General features: G+C 66.2%; 15 protein-coding genes. 1 reads left to right on the forward strand and 14 read right to left on the reverse strand.

Annotated features, from left to right (window positions below):
- Nucleotides 1-197: 197 nt before the first annotated feature.
- The 11 genes from AC5RTT_RS08125 to AC5RTT_RS08175 form a co-directional block, all read right to left on the reverse strand.
- Nucleotides 198-890: a response regulator gene (locus AC5RTT_RS08125; RefSeq protein ID WP_494144758.1), complete on the reverse strand. Its 693-nt coding sequence runs from the start codon at nucleotides 888-890 to the stop codon at nucleotides 198-200.
- Complete coding sequence (locus AC5RTT_RS08130; protein WP_494144759.1) at nucleotides 887-2,236, reverse strand: sensor histidine kinase; 1,350 nt, start codon at nucleotides 2,234-2,236, stop codon at nucleotides 887-889. The genes AC5RTT_RS08125 and AC5RTT_RS08130 overlap by 4 nt, the downstream gene beginning before the upstream one ends.
- A 13-nt stretch (nucleotides 2,237-2,249) precedes the next feature.
- A complete protein-coding gene (locus AC5RTT_RS08135; protein WP_494144760.1) occupies nucleotides 2,250-3,146 on the reverse strand; it encodes an ABC transporter permease in 897 nt (298 codons plus the stop codon).
- Nucleotides 3,147-3,151: 5 nt separating this feature from the next.
- Nucleotides 3,152-4,099, reverse strand: coding sequence for an ABC transporter ATP-binding protein (locus AC5RTT_RS08140; protein WP_494144761.1), 948 nt, complete (start codon nucleotides 4,097-4,099; stop codon nucleotides 3,152-3,154).
- A gap of 165 nt (nucleotides 4,100-4,264) precedes the next feature.
- Nucleotides 4,265-5,761 carry a bifunctional phosphatase PAP2/diacylglycerol kinase family protein gene (locus AC5RTT_RS08145; RefSeq protein ID WP_494144762.1) on the reverse strand — a complete coding sequence of 499 codons (1,497 nt, stop codon included), beginning with the start codon at nucleotides 5,759-5,761 and terminating at the stop codon, nucleotides 4,265-4,267.
- Between the two features lie 47 nt (nucleotides 5,762-5,808).
- Entirely contained in the window at nucleotides 5,809-7,014 is a 1,206-nt protein-coding gene (locus AC5RTT_RS08150; protein WP_494144763.1) for an MFS transporter, read from the reverse strand.
- The gene (locus AC5RTT_RS08155; protein ID WP_494144764.1) at nucleotides 7,011-7,784 is read right to left on the reverse strand and encodes a DeoR/GlpR family DNA-binding transcription regulator; all 774 of its coding nucleotides are present in this window, start codon (nucleotides 7,782-7,784) and stop codon (nucleotides 7,011-7,013) included. Before AC5RTT_RS08155 ends, AC5RTT_RS08150 begins: the two co-directional genes overlap by 4 nt.
- A 56-nt stretch (nucleotides 7,785-7,840) precedes the next feature.
- Nucleotides 7,841-9,523, reverse strand: coding sequence for an ABC-F family ATP-binding cassette domain-containing protein (locus AC5RTT_RS08160; protein ID WP_494144765.1), 1,683 nt, complete (start codon nucleotides 9,521-9,523; stop codon nucleotides 7,841-7,843).
- Nucleotides 9,524-9,613: 90 nt separating this feature from the next.
- Nucleotides 9,614-11,602 (reverse strand): penicillin-binding transpeptidase domain-containing protein, encoded by a 1,989-nt coding sequence (locus AC5RTT_RS08165; protein WP_494144766.1) that lies wholly within the window; start codon nucleotides 11,600-11,602, stop codon nucleotides 9,614-9,616.
- A 60-nt stretch (nucleotides 11,603-11,662) separates the two neighbouring features.
- Nucleotides 11,663-13,120, reverse strand: a complete 1,458-nt coding sequence (locus AC5RTT_RS08170; RefSeq protein WP_494144767.1) for a phytoene desaturase family protein — start codon at nucleotides 13,118-13,120, stop codon at nucleotides 11,663-11,665.
- Nucleotides 13,113-14,573, reverse strand: a complete 1,461-nt coding sequence (locus AC5RTT_RS08175; RefSeq protein WP_494144768.1) for a glycosyltransferase family 87 protein — start codon at nucleotides 14,571-14,573, stop codon at nucleotides 13,113-13,115. Before AC5RTT_RS08175 ends, AC5RTT_RS08170 begins: the two co-directional genes overlap by 8 nt.
- Before the next feature lie 264 nt (nucleotides 14,574-14,837).
- Here AC5RTT_RS08175 and AC5RTT_RS08180 point away from each other — a divergent pair, with 264 nt between their 5' ends.
- On the forward strand, nucleotides 14,838-16,268 hold the full coding sequence (locus tag AC5RTT_RS08180) for a glycosyltransferase family 39 protein (protein ID WP_494144769.1): 1,431 nt from the start codon (nucleotides 14,838-14,840) through the stop codon (nucleotides 16,266-16,268).
- 24 nt (nucleotides 16,269-16,292) lie between these two features.
- On the opposite strand, the gene AC5RTT_RS08185 is transcribed toward AC5RTT_RS08180, so the two are convergent.
- The 3 genes from AC5RTT_RS08185 to AC5RTT_RS08195 all read right to left on the reverse strand — a co-directional run bounded on the left by AC5RTT_RS08185 (nucleotide 16,293) and on the right by AC5RTT_RS08195 (nucleotide 19,111).
- Nucleotides 16,293-16,427 (reverse strand): hypothetical protein, encoded by a 135-nt coding sequence (locus AC5RTT_RS08185; RefSeq protein WP_494144770.1) that lies wholly within the window; start codon nucleotides 16,425-16,427, stop codon nucleotides 16,293-16,295.
- Between the two features lie 594 nt (nucleotides 16,428-17,021).
- Nucleotides 17,022-17,606 carry a histidine phosphatase family protein gene (locus tag AC5RTT_RS08190; protein ID WP_009357099.1) on the reverse strand — a complete coding sequence of 195 codons (585 nt, stop codon included), beginning with the start codon at nucleotides 17,604-17,606 and terminating at the stop codon, nucleotides 17,022-17,024.
- Nucleotides 17,603-19,111 carry a CCA tRNA nucleotidyltransferase gene (locus AC5RTT_RS08195; RefSeq protein WP_494144771.1) on the reverse strand — a complete coding sequence of 503 codons (1,509 nt, stop codon included), beginning with the start codon at nucleotides 19,109-19,111 and terminating at the stop codon, nucleotides 17,603-17,605. Before AC5RTT_RS08195 ends, AC5RTT_RS08190 begins: the two co-directional genes overlap by 4 nt.
- Nucleotides 19,112-19,142: the final 31 nt, after the last annotated feature.

Raw genomic sequence — 19,142 nt, forward strand, 5'->3', positions numbered from 1 at the left:
TGGCGGCCGCGAAGGGCGAACTGGACAAGGCGGAGGAGTTGCGCTGGGCGAAGGAAACCGCCGTCGCCGTCGTCGTGGCCTCGGAACACTATCCGCATGGTTCGGGTGCGGCTTCCGGCCGTCCGTGCCGGGACTTCCCGGCGTGCCAAGGGTTGTCATGACTCCATCAAAGGCCACCCGCCCCGGCCTTGCCTAGATCAGTAGTCCAGGTTGCTGGGGACCACAAGGCCCGTTTCATAGGCGTAGACCACGGCCTGGACCCGGTCCCGGAGGTGCAGCTTGGTGAGGATCCTCCGGACGTGCGTCTTTACGGTGGCCTCGGAGAGGAAGTAGCGGTGGGCAATCTCCGCGTTGGAGAGGCCCTCGGCCATCGCCCCGAGCATCTCCGTTTCCCGAGGAGTCAGCTCGGCCAGCAGGGGATCGGGCGCGGGGGCAGCAGGCGCCGGACGGCCGGCGCCGCGCACATACGTTTCAAGCAGCCGCTGCGTCACGCGGGGAGCCACAACGGCATCGCCGCTGGCCACCACCCGGACGGCGTGGATCAGGTCCTGCGGTGCCGCGTCCTTGAGGAGGAAGGCGGACGCTCCCGCCTGCAGCCCGGCAAATGCGTACTCATCCACGTCGAACGTGGTGAGGATGATGACCCGTGTGCTGGAACCGGCCGCGGTCATCGCCCGGGTCGCCTCGATGCCGTCCAGGACGGGCATCCGCACATCCATGAGCACCACGTCGGGCTGCAGCTCCTTGGCCAGCTCCACGGCCTCCGCGCCATCGGACGCTTCACCGGCGATCCGAAGGTCCTCTTCGCCCTCAAGGATCAGGCGGAATCCCATCCGCAGCAGGGGCTGGTCATCCACCAGCAGGACGGTGATGGGCGCGGTCTCTGTCATGCCTTGCCTTGCAGTTCGTACGGATAGGTTCGTGTGTCGGTGTTGCCGTCCCCCGGCCAGGACAGGACTGCTTGGACCCGCCAGCCGCGTCCGGTCCGGCCGGCCTCCACGGTTCCGGCGTAGATGCGGGCGCGCTCCGCCATGCCCGCCAGGCCCTGGCCGGTGCCGTAGGAGCCGCCGTGCAGGCCGCCGCCCCCGTCATCGGCCGCCTGCCCCGGAACTCCCGCGCCGTCGTCGAGCACCTCGATGGTGACGGTGCCGCCGGATACGGCGATGCTGACATCCACCCGGGCCAGGGACCGTCCGTAGCGGAGCACATTCGTGAGCGATTCCTGCACGATCCGGTACACGGTGAGCTGGAAGGCGGCGTCATCGGGCAATGCAGGGCCGCTGTGCGAATAGTGCAGCGGCAGTCCGGCCGTCCGGAACCCTTCCAGCAGCTTGGCCAGGCTGTCGCCGGCGGCCAGCGGCAGGAGGGGTGCCGCCGCCCCGGCGTCATCGCGGAGGACGCCCAGGACGCGCCGCATGTCCGCCAGGGCGGTCCGGCCCGTCCGGGACAGTTCGCCCAGCACCTCCCCGGCACGCTCGGGGCTTTTCCGGACCACGACGGCGGCACCGTCGGAGAGGCTGACCATGACGGTGAGCGAGTGGGCAACGACGTCGTGCATTTCCCGGGCGATCCGGTTGCGTTCGTTCACGGAGGCCAGCTGCGCCGTGCGGGCGGCCCACGCCGCCACCTCCTGTTCGTGTTCCCGCCGCTGCTTGACGCCGATGCCGATGCCGGTGGCGATGACGTTCGACAGCGCGATGGTGGCTCCGGTGGCAATGCTGGTCAGGAGGTGGAAATCCCCCGGGTTGACCCCGTGGTCCTGGACGAACGAGTTCTCCATGGGCCCGACGGCGGCCAGCAGGTACAGGAGGGCCAGCGGCGCCGTGGCCGCTGCCATGGTGATCAGGGCGAAGCGGCGGGTGTGCACCACAGCCACGGCATAGAGCGAAAACCACAGCCCCGCGGACGCATTGGAGCCCCACGGGTGCAGCAGCGTGACCGCAACCTCCACCACAGCCACGAACGCCACCAGCCCCACCGGATGGGAGCGCCGCAGGAACATGGCCGCCGCCACCGCCACCAGCAGGGCTGCCGCGAGCCATGTGCCGGAGACGATGGCGTCAACCACGGTAGGCGCCACCAGCAGTGCATAGCTGGAAGCCACCACGGCATCCATGATCCTCGGGTGCTGGTGGAGGTAGCGCCGGATGAGCCCCCGGCGCCGGGCCGTGAGCTCGGCGAAGGACGCGTCAGCCTGTCCGGCTGCCGCGTCCTTCGCCGGTCCTTCCTGCTGCATGTTTCCGGGCAGGTCAGACGTCGCGTTTCTTAAGCACGATCAGCGCCGGCACCAGGAACACCAGCACGTAGCCCAGGAAGATCAGGCCGCCCTGCCACGGATCAATGACACCGTCCGTGTGGCCGATGGAGAGGAAGCGGCCGCCGGCCTCACTGGGAATGTACTGCGGAACGTACTTCCAGAACTCACCCGGAATGAGCGTCAGGAAACTGGCCGCGATGGACAGCACGAAGAAGATGCCCACCAGGACGGTGATCCCGCCGGCAGAGTTTCGGAGCAGCGTCCCAAGCGAAAGCCCGATCAGTGCCACCCCGGCAACATAAAGCCCGCCGGTGAAGACGCTGTACAGCACGCCGTCCGTGGACCAGTCGAGGTCGAACCCGATGCCCTGGAAGACCGGCATGGCGATCAGGAAGGTGGCCGCGCCCGCGATGGTGGTGATGACGTAGGAGATCACGGCCAGGATGATGGCCTTGGCCACGAATGCCGGCGTGCGGCGCGGAACAGCGTTCATGGTGGAACGGATCATCCCTGTGGCGTATTCGGAAGCCATGAACAGGACCGCCAGCGAGCCCAGGACCAGGATGCCGATTTGCAGGCCGGCGTTGGGCAGGTTGTAGAGGTCGAACCCGGATCCTGGCGGGAAGGTCTGTTCCATCATTTCCGGTGTCAGGGTCTGGCCCTGGTCCCTGGCGTTGCGGATCATCTCATCCAGGTACGTGTAGCGGATCAGGACGGCCAGTGCGCCCACGCCAACGATTGCCACCAGGGTGAGGAGCAGCAGGATGCGGGTGGACATCAGGGACCAGAGTTTGATCCATTCGGAGCGCAGGACGCCGCCAAAGGTGACCCCGCGGGTCCCCGCGGAGGAACGGGCCGGCCTGGCAGGGGTTGCTGTCTGGGTGCTCATCGTCCTTACTTTCCTGCCGTTGCCGGGGCTGCCACTGCGGGTCCGCCGGCCAGGTGCGAATGGTATTCCACTTCGTCCTTGGTGAGGTCGAAGTAGGCGTCCTCCAGGGAGGACAGTTGCGGGGTGAGCTCGTAGACCAGGACGCCGCTGCTCAACGCGACCTGGGCTATCTGGCGGGGTTCCAGCCCCGTCACCGTCAGGGTTTCCGGCTCGCTCTGGTCCACCGTGACGCCGTTGCCCGCCAGCAGGGACGCCAGCTGCGGAGCCGAGTCCGTGCGGACCAGGGTCCTGGCCTGGCGGGTGCCGGCGATGATCTCCTTGACCGGGGCGTCAGCAATGATGCGGCCGCGGCCGATGACGATCAGGTGGTCGGCGGTTTGCGCCATCTCGCTCATGAGGTGCGAGGAGAGGAAGACGGTCTTGCCCTGGTTGGCGAGGTAGCGCACCAGGTTGCGGACCCAGAGGACGCCCTCCGGGTCCAGGCCGTTGACCGGCTCGTCCAGGATAAGAGTCTGCGGGTCCCCCAGCAGGGCTGCGGCGATGCCGAGGCGCTGTCCCATGCCCAGGGAGAATCCGCCCGCCTTCTTGCGGGCCACAGCTTCCAGGCCCGTCATCTCGATGACTTCGTGGACCCGCTTCTTGGGGATGCTGTGGGTGGCGGCCATGGCCAGCAGGTGGTTGTAGGCGCTGCGTCCGGTGTGCACGGCCTTGGCGTCCAGCAGGGCCCCCACCTCGTGCAGCGGCGCCTTGTGCTCCGCGTACGGCAGGCCGTTGATGGTGACGGCTCCGGACGTCGGCCGGTCGAGTCCCATGATCATGCGCATGGTGGTGGACTTTCCGGCACCGTTCGGCCCCAGGAACCCCGTGACCTGCCCTGCCCTGACGGTAAAACTGACCCCGGCCACGGCGGTCTTCGCGCCATAGACCTTGGCCAGGTCGTGTGCCTCAATCATTCGATGTTCCTCCGGTCGGCAGCGCAGGGCTGCGGATGGGTTCGGTTCGGTGGTGTACCCCTTACGCTACTGAGGCCGCGGCCCCTTTTCGCCTTCCTCAGGGATGATTCAGGGGAGAACCAGGGTAGTCCCCCTGGATGACCGGCAGCGTGGGGATGCAGTGGGTCAGGAGCGGCGCGAGTAGTAGGCCAGTGCCCTGGGGAGCACCCTGTACTCCACGGCGCGCACTCCTGCCAGGGCCTCGCCGTCGACAGCCAGTGTTATGGGCGCCCCGCCCGCCTCGATGCGGACTTCCGTGGCTTCCCTCAGGTGGGTGATTTTGGAGCCGGCCACCGTCCCCGTCAAGACGGACCATAGCAGCCGCAACCTGGCAAACGGTTCATCAGCGGTTATTAGCCGGACGTCCAGCACGCCATCATCCATGACGGGCCGGAGCAACGGAGCATGGTCCCGGGGGTAATACCGGCCCCGGCCCACGTAGGCGATCCAGACCCGGTGCAGCACGCCGTCCACCGTAAGCGTGACGGGGGTTCCCGTGGCGAAGGTCCGGAACATGGCGATCACCCCGGCGAGGGGCTTGCCCAAAGCCGCCTGCAAATGCTCCCGCCGCCGCACAAAGTTGGGGTACAGGCCGACGCTGGATGTGTTCAGCATGAGCATTTCCGTCACCTCCGGCTGTCCCGGGAGCCCCCGTTCCGCCCGGACAATGCCGATGTCCGCCAGGGCAGCTTCGCCCTTCGAGGCGGCGGCAACTGCTTCCTTCAGGCTGCCGGTGCCTGCGTCGCGGGCAAAGTGGTTCAGGGTCCCGCCCGGCAGGACCAGGAGGGGCAGGGAGCGTTCGACGGCGGCCGTGGCTGCTGCTCCTACGGTACCGTCGCCGCCCCACACCCCGAGGGCGAGGGTACCGGGCCAGTCCGCGGCGGCGTTGAGGGACTTGAGAAGATCCTCCTCAGGAGGCACCGTGATGATATGCGCTTCAGGGAATACGTCGCGGAGTGCTGCAGCCGTTTCTTCACGAAAAGAGCCTCCCAGCGTGTTCACCACGATGCTGAGGCCTTTCCCGCCCGGCAGTTCAGGTGCCTCGGTCCAGGTCCTCGAAACCTCAGGAAAGGGCGGTCGCACCGGCCACCAGCGCCGGGTAACAAGGGCCGCCCCCGCGCCGAGGGCCGATCCGAAGAAGACATCGGACGGCCAGTGCGCACCTGTGTGCACGCGGGAATAGGCCACTCCAAGTGCCGCCGGTGCCAACGCGGCACCGATCGCTGGCCGCACCAGCCCGGCTCCCACGGCAAAGGCTATGGCCGATGCAGAATGCCCCGAGGGCATGGAGGAGCTGGTGGGCTGTGGATGCACAAAGCGGAAGACGGGCAGATGCTCCGGCAGGGGCCGGGTCCGGGGGAGCAGGGTCTTGAAGACTCCGTTGGTCACGGCTGACGCTACCGCCTGGGCCAGCAGGCCATGCAGTGCTGCCCGGCGGGTCTTGCCGGGGAAAGCGGCCATCACGGCTGCGGCTGCCATCCAGAGCTTCCCGTGGTTGGCCGAGGCAGAAAGCTTCCGGAAAAAGTCGTCGTGGTTTCCACCCGGCAGGTCGGACACATGCCGCACGAGATATCTATCGAACCGGCCGATGACCCGGTGGCTGTGACGCCATGTGCTCCCCATGCCCCCAGACTACCCCCAGCAGGCGGGCATCCTCCGGCACGCTCCGGCTAGTTGCCTTCCGCTTTGGCCGGCAGCGGTTTTGCAGCTCCCGCCAGCAGGAGTGCCAGCACGATGGGGGCCATGATGGCCAGTAGCGCCAGGTGGATCCCCGTGAGGTCGCCGAGGTAGCCCAGGAGGGGCGGGCCGGCAAGGAACGATATATAACCGAGAGTGGATACTACGGAGACGCGGGCTGCAGCGTGCTTCGGGTCGTCCGCGGCAGCGGACATCCCCATCGGGAAGGCCAGCGCGGCTCCCACGCCCCACAGTGCGGCGCCAACAGCCGCCAGCCACACACTCCCGGCGAGCACGAACAATCCGAGGCCGGCTGCCGCGGCCGCCATGCTGGCCCGCAGGACCACAACCCGCCCGTATTTATCGATCACCCGTCCGCCAAGGAACCGCATGGCCGTCATGGCCAGGACAAAGAGGGCGAACATGAGGGCGCCGGTGGACTCGGAGGTCCCCAGTCCGTCAACGGAGGCCTTGGCAATCCAGTCATTGCCGGCACCCTCCGTGAGGGTAGCCCCGAGGACCACCACGCCAATGAGCAGGGTGCGGCTGTCCCGCCACGCGGAAGGACCCTTCGCCTGCCTTCCGTCCCCCTCGGGAGCGGCCGCGGAGATATGGGGGAGGAAGTAGCGCGGGGCGATCATCGTCACCAGCACCACCACACCCACGATCACCAAGAGGTGTAGGGGCAGTTCGACTCCCAGGCTGGACAGTCCTGCCCCGATCAGCGCACCCACAAAAGCACCGCCGCTAAATGCGGCGTGGAACTGCGGCATGATGGTGCGCCGGAGCTTGTGCTCCACGTCGGCGCCTTCGATGTTCTGCGAAACGTCCCAGAGGCCAATCGCGATTCCGAAGAAGAAGAGCGCGATTGCCGTGCCGGGAATGGATTCAAGGGACAGGGACAGGGCAATCCCCGCTCCGGCCGCCGCTGCCAGCAAGCCGCCAAACCGAACGGTATTTGCCGTTCCAATCCGGCCCACCACCAGGCCGGCAGTGGGCAGGGCCAGCAGGGAACCGACGGCGGTGCACAGGAGCAGCGTGCCCATTTGCCCTGAGGTGATGTTCAGTGTTTCGGTCACCGCCGGGATCCGGGCAGCCCAGCTGGCAAAGACCAAGCCGTTGATGCCGAAGACCAGGAAGGTGGCTGTTGCGGCTGCATTGAGTCCAGCGTCCTGCTTCATGCCCGTATTTGTGCTCATACATTCACTACTTCCACAGAGTATTCATCAAGTTGGGCGCGCTCTCCGGCGCTGAAAACCTTGTCTGTCACCATCACATCCACCCGCTCAAGGCCGGCAACCAGCACCCGCGCGTTGCTGTGCCACTTAGCGGCGGCAGCGGCTAGGACGACCCGCGCGCCCGATTCCAGCCCCGCCCGCTTTACGGCTGAATCTTCGAGGTCATGGGCCAGCAGTCCGTCCCCGGTCCTCACGGCGCAGGGGGTGATGATGGCCGTATCGAACCGCAGGGACCGGATGTTTGCCTCAGCCAGGGGGCCGCGGAAGCACAATTCGCCGGGCACCACGTTTCCGCCGGGGAGCAGGAGCGCGGGCCGGACGCCCGCGGCGGTGTCTTCACCGGCTGCGGCGTTCAGTGCGCGCAAGGACATGGGCATCAACGTCAGGTTCCGGCCGGCCAGAGCACGGGCCACTTCCGTGGCGGTGCTCCCGCTGTCCAGCCAGACATGTTCCCGGTCCCGCAGCAGGCCTGCAACGGCAGCCGCGATACGCCGTTTGACGTCCTGGTCCTCCAGTTCGCGCTGACCGTAACCGGGGTTGTCGCCGGGGCCCAGCAGGCTGCGGGCCCCACCGTGCACCCGCCGGAGTACCCCGTTGGCTGCGAGCACCTCGAGGTCGCGGCGGATGGTTGCTCCTGACGCTTTGCAGGCCAAGATGAGCTCCTCGACGCTGACTTGGGCCCGCTCGCGCAGCAGGTCTGCGATAGCGCGGTGCCGGTCGTCTGTCTTCATGCTCACATGATAGCAACGCTTGACCAAGTGATCATCAGGGTGATCACCCGGGTGGATCAGCGGGCGCGTTCAACCCGCTTTTCGTCCCAGACGGGCTCCGCCGATTCGTACACTTTGCCGTCAGAGCCGAACACGAGGAAGCGGTCAAAGGTCCGGGCGAACCAGCGGTCGTGGGTCACCGCCAGGACGGTCCCTTCGAAGTGGTCGATAGCCCGTTCCAGTGCTTCGGCCGAGTGCAGGTCAAGGTTGTCCGTGGGCTCGTCGAGCAGCAGCAGGGTGGCACCGCTGAGCTGGAGCAGCAGGATCTGGAACCGTGCCTGCTGCCCGCCCGAGAGGGACTCGTACTTCTGCTCCGACTGTCCGGCCAGGCCGTAGCCGTCCAAAGCGCCGGCTGCGGCTTCACGGCCCAGCCCCGAGCGGTGTTCGTCCCCCCGGTGCAGGATGTCCAGCAGTGTCTTGCCCAGAAGGTCAGGCCGCACATGGGTCTGCGCGAAGAAGCCGGGGCGGATGCGGGCCCCCAGTTTGACGGTTCCATCGTGCGGCACCTCCGCGATCTCCACGTCGGATACGGGCAGGTGCTCCCGCTCCGGGTCGGTGCCGCCGGTGGCCAGCAGCCGCAGGAAGTGCGACTTGCCGGACCCGTTGGAGCCCAGGACGCCCACCCGGTCACCGAACCAGACCTCCGTGGAGAACGGCTTCATCAGGCCGGTCAGTTCCAGCCGCTCCGCAACAATGGCGCGCTTGGCCGTGCGGCCGCCCTTGAGCCGCATCTGCACGTTCTGCTCGATGGGCAGTGCCTCCGGCGGCCCGGCCTCGAGGAACTTGGCCAGCCGGGTCTGTGCTGCGTGGTAGCGGTTGGCCATGTCGGAGCGGAAGGCTGCCTTGTTTTTGTACATGTTGACGAGTTCCTTGAGCTTGATGTGCTCCTCGTCCCAGCGTTTGCGGAGTTCCTCGAACCGGGCGTTCCGGTCTGCCCGCGCTTCCACGTAGGAACCGAATCCACCGCCGTGGATCCACGCCGCAGCCCCGTTTATGCCGGGCTCCAGCGTTACGATGCGTCCCGCGGCATTGTTCAGCAGCTCACGGTCATGGCTGATGAAGAAGACAGTCTTTTTGGATTCGTTGAGCCTCTCCTCGAGCCAGCGTTTGCCGGGCACATCGAGGTAGTTGTCAGGTTCGTCCAGCAGCAGCAGCTCATCTGGACCGGCGAACAGCGCCTCGAGGACAAGCCGCTTTTGCTCACCGCCGGAAAGGCTCGACGCCGGGCGGTGCTGGGCACGGTCGTAGGGGAGTCCCAGCGCGGCCATGCAAACCTCATCCCAGACGGTCTCCACGTCATATCCGCCGGCGTCCCCCCAATCGACGATGGCCTGGGCGTACCGCATCTGGGTGGGCTCGTCGTCGTGCTCCATCATGGCCAGTTCCGCCTCGTCCACCTCGCGGGCGGCGGCAGCCAGCGCCGGCGGGGCAGCGGAAACCAGCAGGTCCCGCACGGTGGATTCGTCCCTGACCTGGCCCACGAACTGGCGCATGATGCCCATGCTTCCGGACCGACCGATGACGCCCTCATCCGCGGTGAGGTCTCCGGCGATGATCCGGAACAGCGTCGTCTTGCCCGTCCCGTTGGGTCCGATCAGCGCAGTCTTGGTGCCGTCCGGAACCTTGAAGGTAACCCCATTCAGCAGCTGCGTGCCGTCGGAGAGGAAGTAATCGATACCGGAAACGTCAATATGGGCCACGCAGTCCATCTTCCCACGCCCCACCCCAGGAGTTTCTGTCCGGATATGGCGGCTTGACGGGCTTGGAAGTCGCCATTCTGGACAGAAACTCTAGCCGGCGGCGGTCAGGAATTCCTTGAGCAGCGGACCGGAAGTGGTTGCCCCCAGCCCGCCGTCCTCCACGAAGACGGCCACGGCAAGGTCGCCGTGCACAGCCACGATCCATGCGTGGGTCTTCGGCGGTACTTCATTGCCGAATTCAGCGGTACCGGTCTTGGCGCCAACCGGAGCTCCCGGAACCGAGGACAGGAAACCGGCATGGCCGCTGGTGACGACGGCACGCATCATGTCCGCCAGGGAAGCCGCCTCCTCCGCGTTGATCGGCTGCCCGGAAGCTGGTGAAGGAGCTTCAGCAGTTGCCGTGGCCGAGGGCTGCGCGGCGGGAGCAGTGGATCCGCTGGTGGTCCCGGCAGGCGCTTCGCCGCCGTCGGGATTCAAAACGAGCTGCGGCGCAACGGGCGCGCCCTTCGCCACGGATCCCGCCATCATGGCGGCAGCCAGCGGTGACAGCAGGATCTTGCCCTGGCCGATCATGGAAGCTGCATGTTCAGTGCCCGAAGCCTCGCCGGGGACAGAGCCCAGGAAGGCTTCCGCTCCAAGGGTGGGCGCCTCCACGGCCAGTCCCATGGCCATGGCGGCAGACTCGAGCTGGGCCTGCGTGACTTTGTCCCGGGCGGCAATGAACGCTGTATTGCAGGAGTGGGCAAACGCGTCCCGTAGGGTAACCGAGCCCAGGGAACCTTCGGGATACCCCTCCGCATTCTTGAATGTCCGGCCGTCCACCGTGAGCGTGGGAGTGCACTCAACCTTGGATTCGGGCGTGAGGCCGTAACGGAACATCGCCAGGGAATCAACCATTTTGAAGATCGACCCCGGTGCATACTGGCCCAGCATGGCAGTGTTGTAGCCGTTGCTGCCCGGACCGGATGCGACAGCCTGCACGGCACCTGTCGAGGGCCGGAGGGCGACGATGGCGGAGGCAGGACCCACCTCCGCCAGGGTGTCTTCGGCAAGCGCCTGCAGCCGGGGATCCAGCGTGGTCTTCAGCGCTGTGCCGGGTTTCGGCTCCACCTCGAACAGCACCCGGCGGGGGTCGGTTGCCGAGGACTGGATCTGTTCACGGGTCAGGTCGGCGCGCTGGGCACGGATGACGACGGCGTCAGACCCGCGAAGCTGTTCGTCGTACTGCTGCTGGAGCCCGCCGATGCCGGTCAGGTCGCCGGGAGCCAGGGCCCCTTCGGATGCTTCGATCTGCTCGGCCGTGGCCTCTCCCACGGAGCCAAGTACGGCGCGGGCAAAATTCCGGGAGGGTGCCAAGGGCATCGTGGCCGGAATGGCGCGGGCGCCGGGAATGGCGGCGATCTGCTCGTTGGTAATGGTGCGGCCTTCTTCCCGCAGCGTGATCGCCGGAACGAAGGCTTCTGCGCCGGAGGCCTTCACCTGCTCCGTATACGCCGCGGGATCGGCGCCCACCAGGGCGGCGAGCTTGCCGGCCGAGTCAGCAGGATCGGCGGAACCGAGCTGGGGCTTGTCGATGCCGACGTTGACTACGGGGCGATAGGTGACCAGGGGGACGTCCCCGGCACCGAGGATGTCAGCGCGGGGCGGCGAATGGGCACCCTTGCTCAGGACCTCTGAATCAGCCAGGCCGGGCACCAGCGTGGCGGGGTCCCATACCGTCAGCCATTTATCGCCGGACTTCCTGAACTTGGCTGAGACGGAGTATTTCCATTTCGCTTCGCCGAAGGTCCAGGTGTAGTTCAGCGGTGCGGAGGCGTTGTCCCCGTCGAGGGTGAGCTCACCGGCTGCCACAGAAGGCTTTTGGGGATCGAGGGCCGCGAAGACGGACTTGAGCTGGTCGTCGGCGGCAGCAGCGTCCTTGCCGTCAAAGGCCACGGAGCTGATGTCCAGACCGGAAACGGCGATGGCGAGCTCAGCAGCTGCGGCTTCCGCGCCACTGCGGCCGTCATCACAGGCAACGAGTGACGTTCCCAGGATGAGCGCGGCAACAGCAATAGAAAATCTCGAATTTTTCCCCATCGCGCCATTATCCCCTGCTTTTGCCGCCGGTTTGGCCTGCACTACGTCAGCGGCAGATGCTTAGCTTCCGCCACCTGTATTCAGCCCCAGCGCGGGGACCGGCAGACGGAAGATGTCCCGCAAGGCGTGTGTTGCGGAGTGCAGGCCGGGCATTCCCGTGACCCCGGGGCCTGGCGGCGTGGCGGATGAACACAGGTAGACACCGGGCAGGGGAGTGCGCCACGGGACGCGTGACACGACCGGCCGCCGTAACAGGCCCCGCAGGTCCATCGTTCCCACGCTGAAGTCGCCGCCAATGTAGTTGCGGTTGTACTCGGCCAGCCCGGCAGCGGTAACTGCATTCGACTGCACCACGAGGTCGCGGAACCCGGGTGCAAACCGCTCCAGCTGGGCGGTGACCGTTTCCGTCATGTCCCTCGTTGAATTAGCGGGGACATGGCAGTAGGTCCATAGTGTGTGGTGTCCCGACGGCGCCCTGCCCGGGTCGAACCGGGACGGCTGGGCCACCAGGACATAGGGTCTCTCCGGATGCCGGCCCGCGTCGACGTCGTTTTCAGACTGCGCAAGCTCCTCCCGCGTGCCGCCCAGGTGCACGGTGCCGGCGTCCGCCAGCTCAGGGGCCTGCCAGGGAACGGGTCCGGACAGGATGAAGTCGACCTTGCAGGAACCGTTGCCGTAGCGGAATGACTCCAGGGAGGAGCGGTAGCGGGCCGGCAGGGAATCCCCGGCCATCTCCAGCAGGCCCCTCGGGGACACATTCAGCAGGACGGCGCGTGCCTCAGGCAGGTCCACCAGCCTCTCCACTGGTGTGCCCGTGCGGATGACACCCCCGTGGGCGGTGAGGTCCTCCGCAAGTGCCGCTGAAATGGCGGCGGAACCGCCGATCGGGATGGGCCATCCCTGGGCATGCCCCAGGGCGCTGAGCATGAGCCCCGCCCCGGCCCCGGCCAGGGATGGCTGATGCGTTATGGCATGAGAGGTCACCCCGCTGAGGAGGGCAGGTGCGTACTCCTCACGGAACCTCGCGTTCCATGCCCGTGTCCCCTGTTCCAGGGTGCGCAGGCCAAACATCGCCGCCGTGAAGGGGTCCCCGGGAATCCGGTACAGCTGGTTTTGCGTGAAGTCCATGACGCCGTCGACGTTCCTGACCAAGGGCGCCATCAGCCGGCGGTACGCTGCACCGTCCCTGCCGAGCTCCGCTGCTGTCCGGTCCAGTGACCGGTAGGCGAGGGCTGCGCGTCCACCATCCAGCGGGGAACCATAGGAAATTTCCGGGCTGACCAGCTTCACCCGGCGTGCCAGCTCAAAAGCACGGAAGAACGGGGAGGCCAGCGCCATGGGATGCACTGCGGAGCACACATCATGGAAATGTCCGGGCTGCATCAGTTCCGAGGTCCGCGTCCCGCCGCCAATAGAGGAAGCGGCCTCGAAGACTTCCACGGACAGACCGGCACGGGCCATGACAGCTGCCGCGGCCAGGCCGTTGGGGCCGGCGCCCACTACTACTACGTCAGGCATGCGTGGAGTCCTTTCCGGGAAGAACAGGATGTTTGGCGCGGCGCAGGCTGAAGCTGAAGCGGTCCGGAGCACCGGAGAACGGCCCGCCATGCGGGTCATCAAGATGGTGGCGCCGGATGGGGTCATAGGTGGGGTCGTAGATATCCCAGGTGACCCTCGCCATCAGATACGCCACGGCCACCAGGTGGGCGGCCACCGCCAGAACGTAATACGGCATGTCCAGGTTGTGCTGGGAGGAGCCTGCGCTGGTCACCTGACCAAGGTACATCCACACCGCGGCCCAGTGGAGGCCTTCGATGCCCTGCCACACCAGGAAGTCCCGCCAGCGTGGCCGGGCAAGGGCAAGGAGCGGGATCAGCCACACCACGTATTGCGGGGAGTAGGCCTTGTTGGTGAGGATGAAGGCCGCCACCAGGAGGAAGGCCAGCTGGGCAAAGCGGGGACGGCGGGGTGCCGTCAGCGCCACGTAGGCGATCCCGACACAAAGCAGCACAAGGAATGCCGGTGCGAGCAGGTCGACCGCCACCGGACTTAGACCCGGCCAGCGGAGCCTGCCGGCCAGCAGATTGTAGGCAAACCATGGCGACCCGTACCCCGCATCGCGGTCAGCGGTGAACTGGAAATAGTAGGCCCAGCCGCTGAAGTTGGCCACCGCGAACGGCAGGTTGACCGCGGTCCAGGTCCCAGCTGCGGCCGCGCCGGTCACCAGCAGGGGACGGAACCGGTTTGTCCGCAGGCTCAGCAGCAGGATGGCAACCAGGACCAGCAGGGGATAGAGGTTGGTGGCGGTGGCGAGTCCGAGCAGGATGCCGGCGGGCACCAGCCGCTGAGACGCGAAAAAATACATTCCCACCGCCACCAGGCACGCCGTCCACAGGTCCCAGTTCACGGTTCCTGCGAGGATGATCCCCGGTGCGAGGGCCACCATCGCGGCATCCCAGGGCCGGCGAACCGAGGTCCTCGCCGTCGCCAGCACTGTGACCACAGCCGCCGCGGCCAGTAGTGCTGCGTTGACGTCGAAGTACGCCAGGATGCGTCCTTCGGAGGCGCCCGTGCCTGGCACCAGCCAGGCGCCAAGCCCTGCAATCAGGGCTATCAGTACCGGGTACTCGAACTGGCTGCCCAGGATGGGGAAGGCACCGTCCGCCAGGCCGCGGTTCCGGAACAGCTCCGGGAAGTCCGAATAGCAAGTGGCGTAGAACTGGGTGGGCGGCTCCCAGCCGTTGGCGCGGCAGTATCCCTTGAGCAGGACGCCGATCAAGGCCGCGAGAACGGCCAGGAGCACCAGGACCCGCTCCACGGTGAAAGGAGCCGGGGAAATCACGCCCGGCTCCGCCCTGCGTCCCATGGGTCCACCGGCTACCTCGGTGAAGTTCCGCAGCAGGACATCGCTGCGGCTGGGAACCACCAGCCGGGACCGTGCCCGGCTCCCCGCAGGCTGGCTTTCCTCCATGCAGTCGAGCTTACCGGGATGCCTCAAGGATGCTGTCCCAATTCCTGAGGGCCTGTATCGTCGCAAGGGGTGCCGGGAAAGGCTGTACGCTGCGCCGCGAAGCTTCGTCCCCTCATCCGTCCTTATGACATGCAAGACATGGCTTCGGTTCAACCGGCAGTTTCCAGGAGGTAACAGGTGGAAGGCCAGAGGGTCCGCGGCCAAACAGCCTGGCAGGGGTCCGGGCTCGGCTCTGCACCAGATGGCGCCATCCCAATGTGGCGGATGCCGGTCTTTATTGGGCTGCTGGGATTCTGTGCTGCGTTCCTGGGCTCGTGGATCCCGTCCTTTTGGGATGACGAGATCGCCACCATTTCTGCCGCCGGACGGTCTCCCGGCGACCTGCTGCTGCTGCTGCAGTCAGTGGATGCCGTCCATGGGCTCTATTACCTGATCATGCATTTCTGGACGTCCGTCTTCGGTTTCTCCGAGGTGTCCATGAGGCTGCCATCAGCTATGGCAGTGGGTCTTGCCTGTGCTGGAACGGCAGTCATTGGACGAAAGCTGGGATCGGAAGCGGTGGGGTTAGCGGCCGGCCTGGTTCTGGCAGTCCTTCCGCGCATGGTCTGGGCGGGAACGGAGGCGCGCCAGTCAGCCTTCACCGCCCTGATCGCCGTCGCCCTCACCCTGCTGCTGCTCCGGGCCTGGAAGTCCAACCGGGTTCTTGACTGGGTGCTATACACACTCACCGCGGTGGTGGGTGTCTGGATGTTCATGTTCTTTGCCCTTGCCGTTGCTGCCCACGCGGCAGCCGCCATCATCCTGCGGCGGCGTATTGTGGCCACGTTGGTGGCTGCATCGGCGGCGGGCGTGAGCGTGCTGCCGTTCCTTGTCTATGCCTTGGGGCAGAAGGCCCAGGTGGACTGGATCCAGGACCGCTCCCTGACCCAAAACCTGATGACCGCCGCAGTTAAGCAGTACTTCTACGGGGATGACCGGCCCACGGGAAACATGCCTCCCACGTGGATCCTGGCATTCGTGGTGCTGCTGGGTGTGGTGGAGGTTGCGCTGGTGGCATGGGGCCTGTGGAGGGCGCGCGGAGACGCAGCACTTCGTCCCCTGGTTTGGCTGGGCCTGGCCGGCGTGGGCGTGCCCGTCGCGGGGCTCCTGCTGGTCAGCGTCATAGCTCAGCCCGTCTACGTTGCACGGTACCTGACGTTCACAGCGCCGGCATTTGCCCTGCTGGTGGGACTGGGTATCACGCGCCTTCCGGCTGCCCGAAGATGGCTGAGGCCCCTTGCGGTGGCCGCGGTGGTTGGGTGCAGCCTGGTCCCGCAACTCACGGTCAAGAGCCTGGTCGACGAACCCGCGGACACGGAACGGCGGATCGCTGCCCTGCTGGACCAGCAGGAACCGCAACCCGCCGCCCTGGTGTTCGACGAGCCCTACCTCCGGGACATGGTCCTCGCCTATCCGGATGGGTTTGAAGGCATGGAGGACCTGTCCCTTGAGGAAAATCCGGCAGAGTCGGGGACCCTGTGGGGTGTGGATGCTCCCGTCACAGCCGCCGAACTGAAAGGCCGCGGCAACGTCTTGTTCGTCGGGCTGGGTGCAGGCACTCCCCATGATCTTTCCGCCTTCGCCGCGGCAGAATGCCGGGAAACCCGCAGCCAGCCCTTCCAGCGCCTGGTCCTCATCTCCTTCGCCTGCTCCTGAGAACCGAAGGCCGGTAAGCAAGCCTCAGCGGAGGCCACCCATTTGCTGGTGCATCAGGACGAAGACGTCTTCCCGCTGCTGTTCCAGCAGGTTCCTGTTGAACTGCTTCCTGGCGGGCCGCCGTACAGCGGACAGGAGTTTCCGGATCTTCCGGACCATGGTTTTCACCTCCTATTACAGGTGTGCCGGCCAAAAGGCAGCCCGAAGAAGGGCGCAGCAAATTGACTGGTGATAATGCGGAAATTGCGGCAACAATTGATGCCGGAATTACCAGGAAAGCAATTAGGGATTTCCGGGCGTCAAAAAAGTGCCGGACAGGCTGCGCACCACACGCAGAGCGCAAGCCCACGGTGGGTGCTGGCAGGCAAGGGCTGCGGGGGCAGAAAACGGGATACCGAAAGCCACCGAAGAAAGCGGGAGCCGCGGATGCCGCTGCTTATCCCCGCGGGCTTCGCCGCCCTCGGAAATCAGCAGGCCGCGGAACGGCTAGCCGCTAGCAGTCTGCAAAGCCCCCGGACAGGTGCGCATTATGCGCCGAGGCCGGGGCGGCATTGATGGTGGTCTTCCGTCCGCCAGTCAAAGTCATCATTTCTCCCAACCTCCTTTTCTCCTGTTTGCCGCAATTAAAGCGTGCAGCCGGGGCGCTGACCCACGGCTAATTGCCTCGGGGACAGGAATAAACGTACACCACTAATCCGCAGTTGACTACCTAATTCCCGAAAACCGGCAAAAGAAATTCGGCAAAGAGGAATGCTAGAGGCCCCAGCGCACAATTGCCGGAGTCTTCTTGTCCCACCCAAGGGTGCAGACTTTCGCCGTCCCAAGAATGAAATGCCGGCCCTCGGTGGGCGGCAATTCGAGCCAGCGGGCTGTCAGTATCCGGGAAAAATGTCCGTGCGCCACGATGAGCACGTTGTCCATCCCCGATTCCAGGATCCGGCCAATGATCTTGTCTGCCCTTGCCGCCACCTCGTCGAGCGTCTCGCCGTTAGGGACGCCGTGCGTCCAGATGAGGTAGTCGGGATTGTCCTTGCGGATCAGGTCGGAGCTGATGCCCTCGTAGTCGCCGTAGTTCCATTCCACGGCCAGCGGTTCGTGCTGCGCGTCCGGAAAGCCCGCAAGTTCGGCAGTGCGCCGGGCCCGCCGCAGGGGCGAGGTGAGCACCAGGTCGAAGTCCACGGCGTCGAGCACCTTCCGGGCCTCTACGGCCTGCTGTTCGCCTTCAACCGTGAGCGGGAGGTCCGTCAGTCCGGTGTACTGGCCGCTTTTGGACCATTCGGTCTCGCCGTGGCGCAGGATCCAGAGCTGGGGGCGGGGGGCAAGGGCAGGATATGTCACTTGGTCTCCTCAGAGGGGGAAGGTTCGACGACGGCGGGAGACCCTGCGGGATCCGCTGCAGCAGGTGCCGATTCGGGCTGCCCGGCCCACCAGCGCAGCAACCGGGCCTCCGCTTCCTCTGTTGGAAGGGGTCCGTGTTCCATCCGCTCGTTAAGGAGGAACTTGTAGGCCCTGCCCACGACGGGCCCGGGCTTGATGCCGAGCACCGCCATGATCCGGGCCCCGTCCAGGTCCGGCCGCACGGCATCCAGGGATTCCTGTTCCTTCAGGGCAACAATGCGTGCTTCGAGGTCGTCATAGGCGAAGGCGAGCCGCTCGGCCTTGCGCTGGTTCCGGGTAGTGACGTCGGACCGCGTCAGCCGGTGCAGGCGCTCCAGCAGCGGTCCGGCGTCAGTGACATACCGGCGGACGGCTGAATCGGTCCAGCCGGCGTCACCGTAACCGTAGAAGCGCATGTGCAGCTCCACCAGCCGGGCAACCGCCTTGGTGGTGTCCTTGTCGAACCGGAGGGTCTTCATGCGCTTGGAGGTGAGCTTGGCACCCACCATGTCGTGATGGCGGAAGCTGACCGCGCCGCCCGGTTCGAAGCGCCGCGTGGCCGGCTTGCCGACGTCGTGCATCAATGCGGCGAAGCGCAGCACAAAGTCGGGGCCGGGGACAGGGCCGTCCGCATCCGTTTCCAGCTCGGCCGCCTGCTCCAGCACCTGGAGGGAGTGCTGGTACACGTCCTTGTGCCGGTGGTGCTCGTCGGATTCAAGGCGCAGGGCCGAGACTTCCGGGAGCACGTACTCGGCCAAGCCGGTATCCACCAGCAGGTCTACCCCCACGCGGGGGCGGGGGCCGCAGATGAGCTTTACCAGCTCGTCGCGGACCCGTTCGGCCGAAATGATGGTGATGCGCTCGGCCATCCGGGTCATGGCCTCGCGGACGTCGTCGTGCACCGCCACGCCCAGCTGCGCGGCGAACCTGGCGGCCCGCATCATCCGCAGCGGGTCGTCGGAAAAGGACAGCTCGGGCGCACCGGGGGTGGCAAGAACCGACGCGTGCAGGTCCCGGACGCCCCCGAACGGATCCACCAGCTCCATGGAGGGCAGTTTCAGCGCCATGGCGTTAATGGTGAAATCCCGGCGGAGCAGGTCATCGGTCAGCGACGACCCGAACGCCACCACGGGCTTGCGGGACTGCGGATCGTAGGCTTCGGCCCGGTAGGTGGTGATTTCGATCTGGAACCCGTCCTTGCGCATGCCGATGGTTCCGAAGGCGCGGCCGATGTCCCAGAAGTTGTCCGCCCACTTCTTGATCAGGGCAACCGTCTGGTCCGGAGTGGCGTCCGTGGTGAAATCAAGGTCGGGGGATTTCCGCCCCAGGAACAGGTCCCGCACCGGGCCGCCCACCAGCGACAGTTCATGCCCGGCGTCCACAAAGCGCTGGCCCAGCTCCAGGACCACCGGGTCCACCTTGAAGTCGACGGTGTGGGATTCAGTCTTGTGATGTGCGTGCGCCATAGTTACTTAAGCTTGGCAGAAACCGGCGGCC

It is taken from the genome of Arthrobacter sp. Y3221157, from assembly GCF_059089865.1.

What these genes read in the sequence shown, in the direction of transcription:
- AC5RTT_RS08150 (WP_494144763.1), bottom strand. Translation starts at nt 7,014, where the DNA reads ATGAGCACAAATACGGGCATGAAGCAGGACGCTGGACTCAATGCAGCC.
- AC5RTT_RS08175 (WP_494144768.1), bottom strand. Translation starts at nt 14,573, where the DNA reads ATGGAGGAAAGCCAGCCTGCGGGGAGCCGGGCACGGTCCCGGCTGGTG.
- AC5RTT_RS08180 (WP_494144769.1), top strand. Translation starts at nt 14,838, where the DNA reads ATGCCGGTCTTTATTGGGCTGCTGGGATTCTGTGCTGCGTTCCTGGGC.
- AC5RTT_RS08125 (WP_494144758.1), bottom strand. Translation starts at nt 890, where the DNA reads ATGACAGAGACCGCGCCCATCACCGTCCTGCTGGTGGATGACCAGCCC.
- AC5RTT_RS08140 (WP_494144761.1), bottom strand. Translation starts at nt 4,099, where the DNA reads ATGATTGAGGCACACGACCTGGCCAAGGTCTATGGCGCGAAGACCGCC.
- AC5RTT_RS08135 (WP_494144760.1), bottom strand. Translation starts at nt 3,146, where the DNA reads ATGAGCACCCAGACAGCAACCCCTGCCAGGCCGGCCCGTTCCTCCGCG.
- AC5RTT_RS08195 (WP_494144771.1), bottom strand. Translation starts at nt 19,111, where the DNA reads ATGGCGCACGCACATCACAAGACTGAATCCCACACCGTCGACTTCAAG.
- AC5RTT_RS08170 (WP_494144767.1), bottom strand. Translation starts at nt 13,120, where the DNA reads ATGCCTGACGTAGTAGTAGTGGGCGCCGGCCCCAACGGCCTGGCCGCG.
- AC5RTT_RS08130 (WP_494144759.1), bottom strand. Translation starts at nt 2,236, where the DNA reads ATGCAGCAGGAAGGACCGGCGAAGGACGCGGCAGCCGGACAGGCTGAC.
- AC5RTT_RS08185 (WP_494144770.1), bottom strand. Translation starts at nt 16,427, where the DNA reads ATGGTCCGGAAGATCCGGAAACTCCTGTCCGCTGTACGGCGGCCCGCC.
- AC5RTT_RS08155 (WP_494144764.1), bottom strand. Translation starts at nt 7,784, where the DNA reads ATGAAGACAGACGACCGGCACCGCGCTATCGCAGACCTGCTGCGCGAG.
- AC5RTT_RS08165 (WP_494144766.1), bottom strand. Translation starts at nt 11,602, where the DNA reads ATGGGGAAAAATTCGAGATTTTCTATTGCTGTTGCCGCGCTCATCCTG.
- AC5RTT_RS08145 (WP_494144762.1), bottom strand. Translation starts at nt 5,761, where the DNA reads ATGGGGAGCACATGGCGTCACAGCCACCGGGTCATCGGCCGGTTCGAT.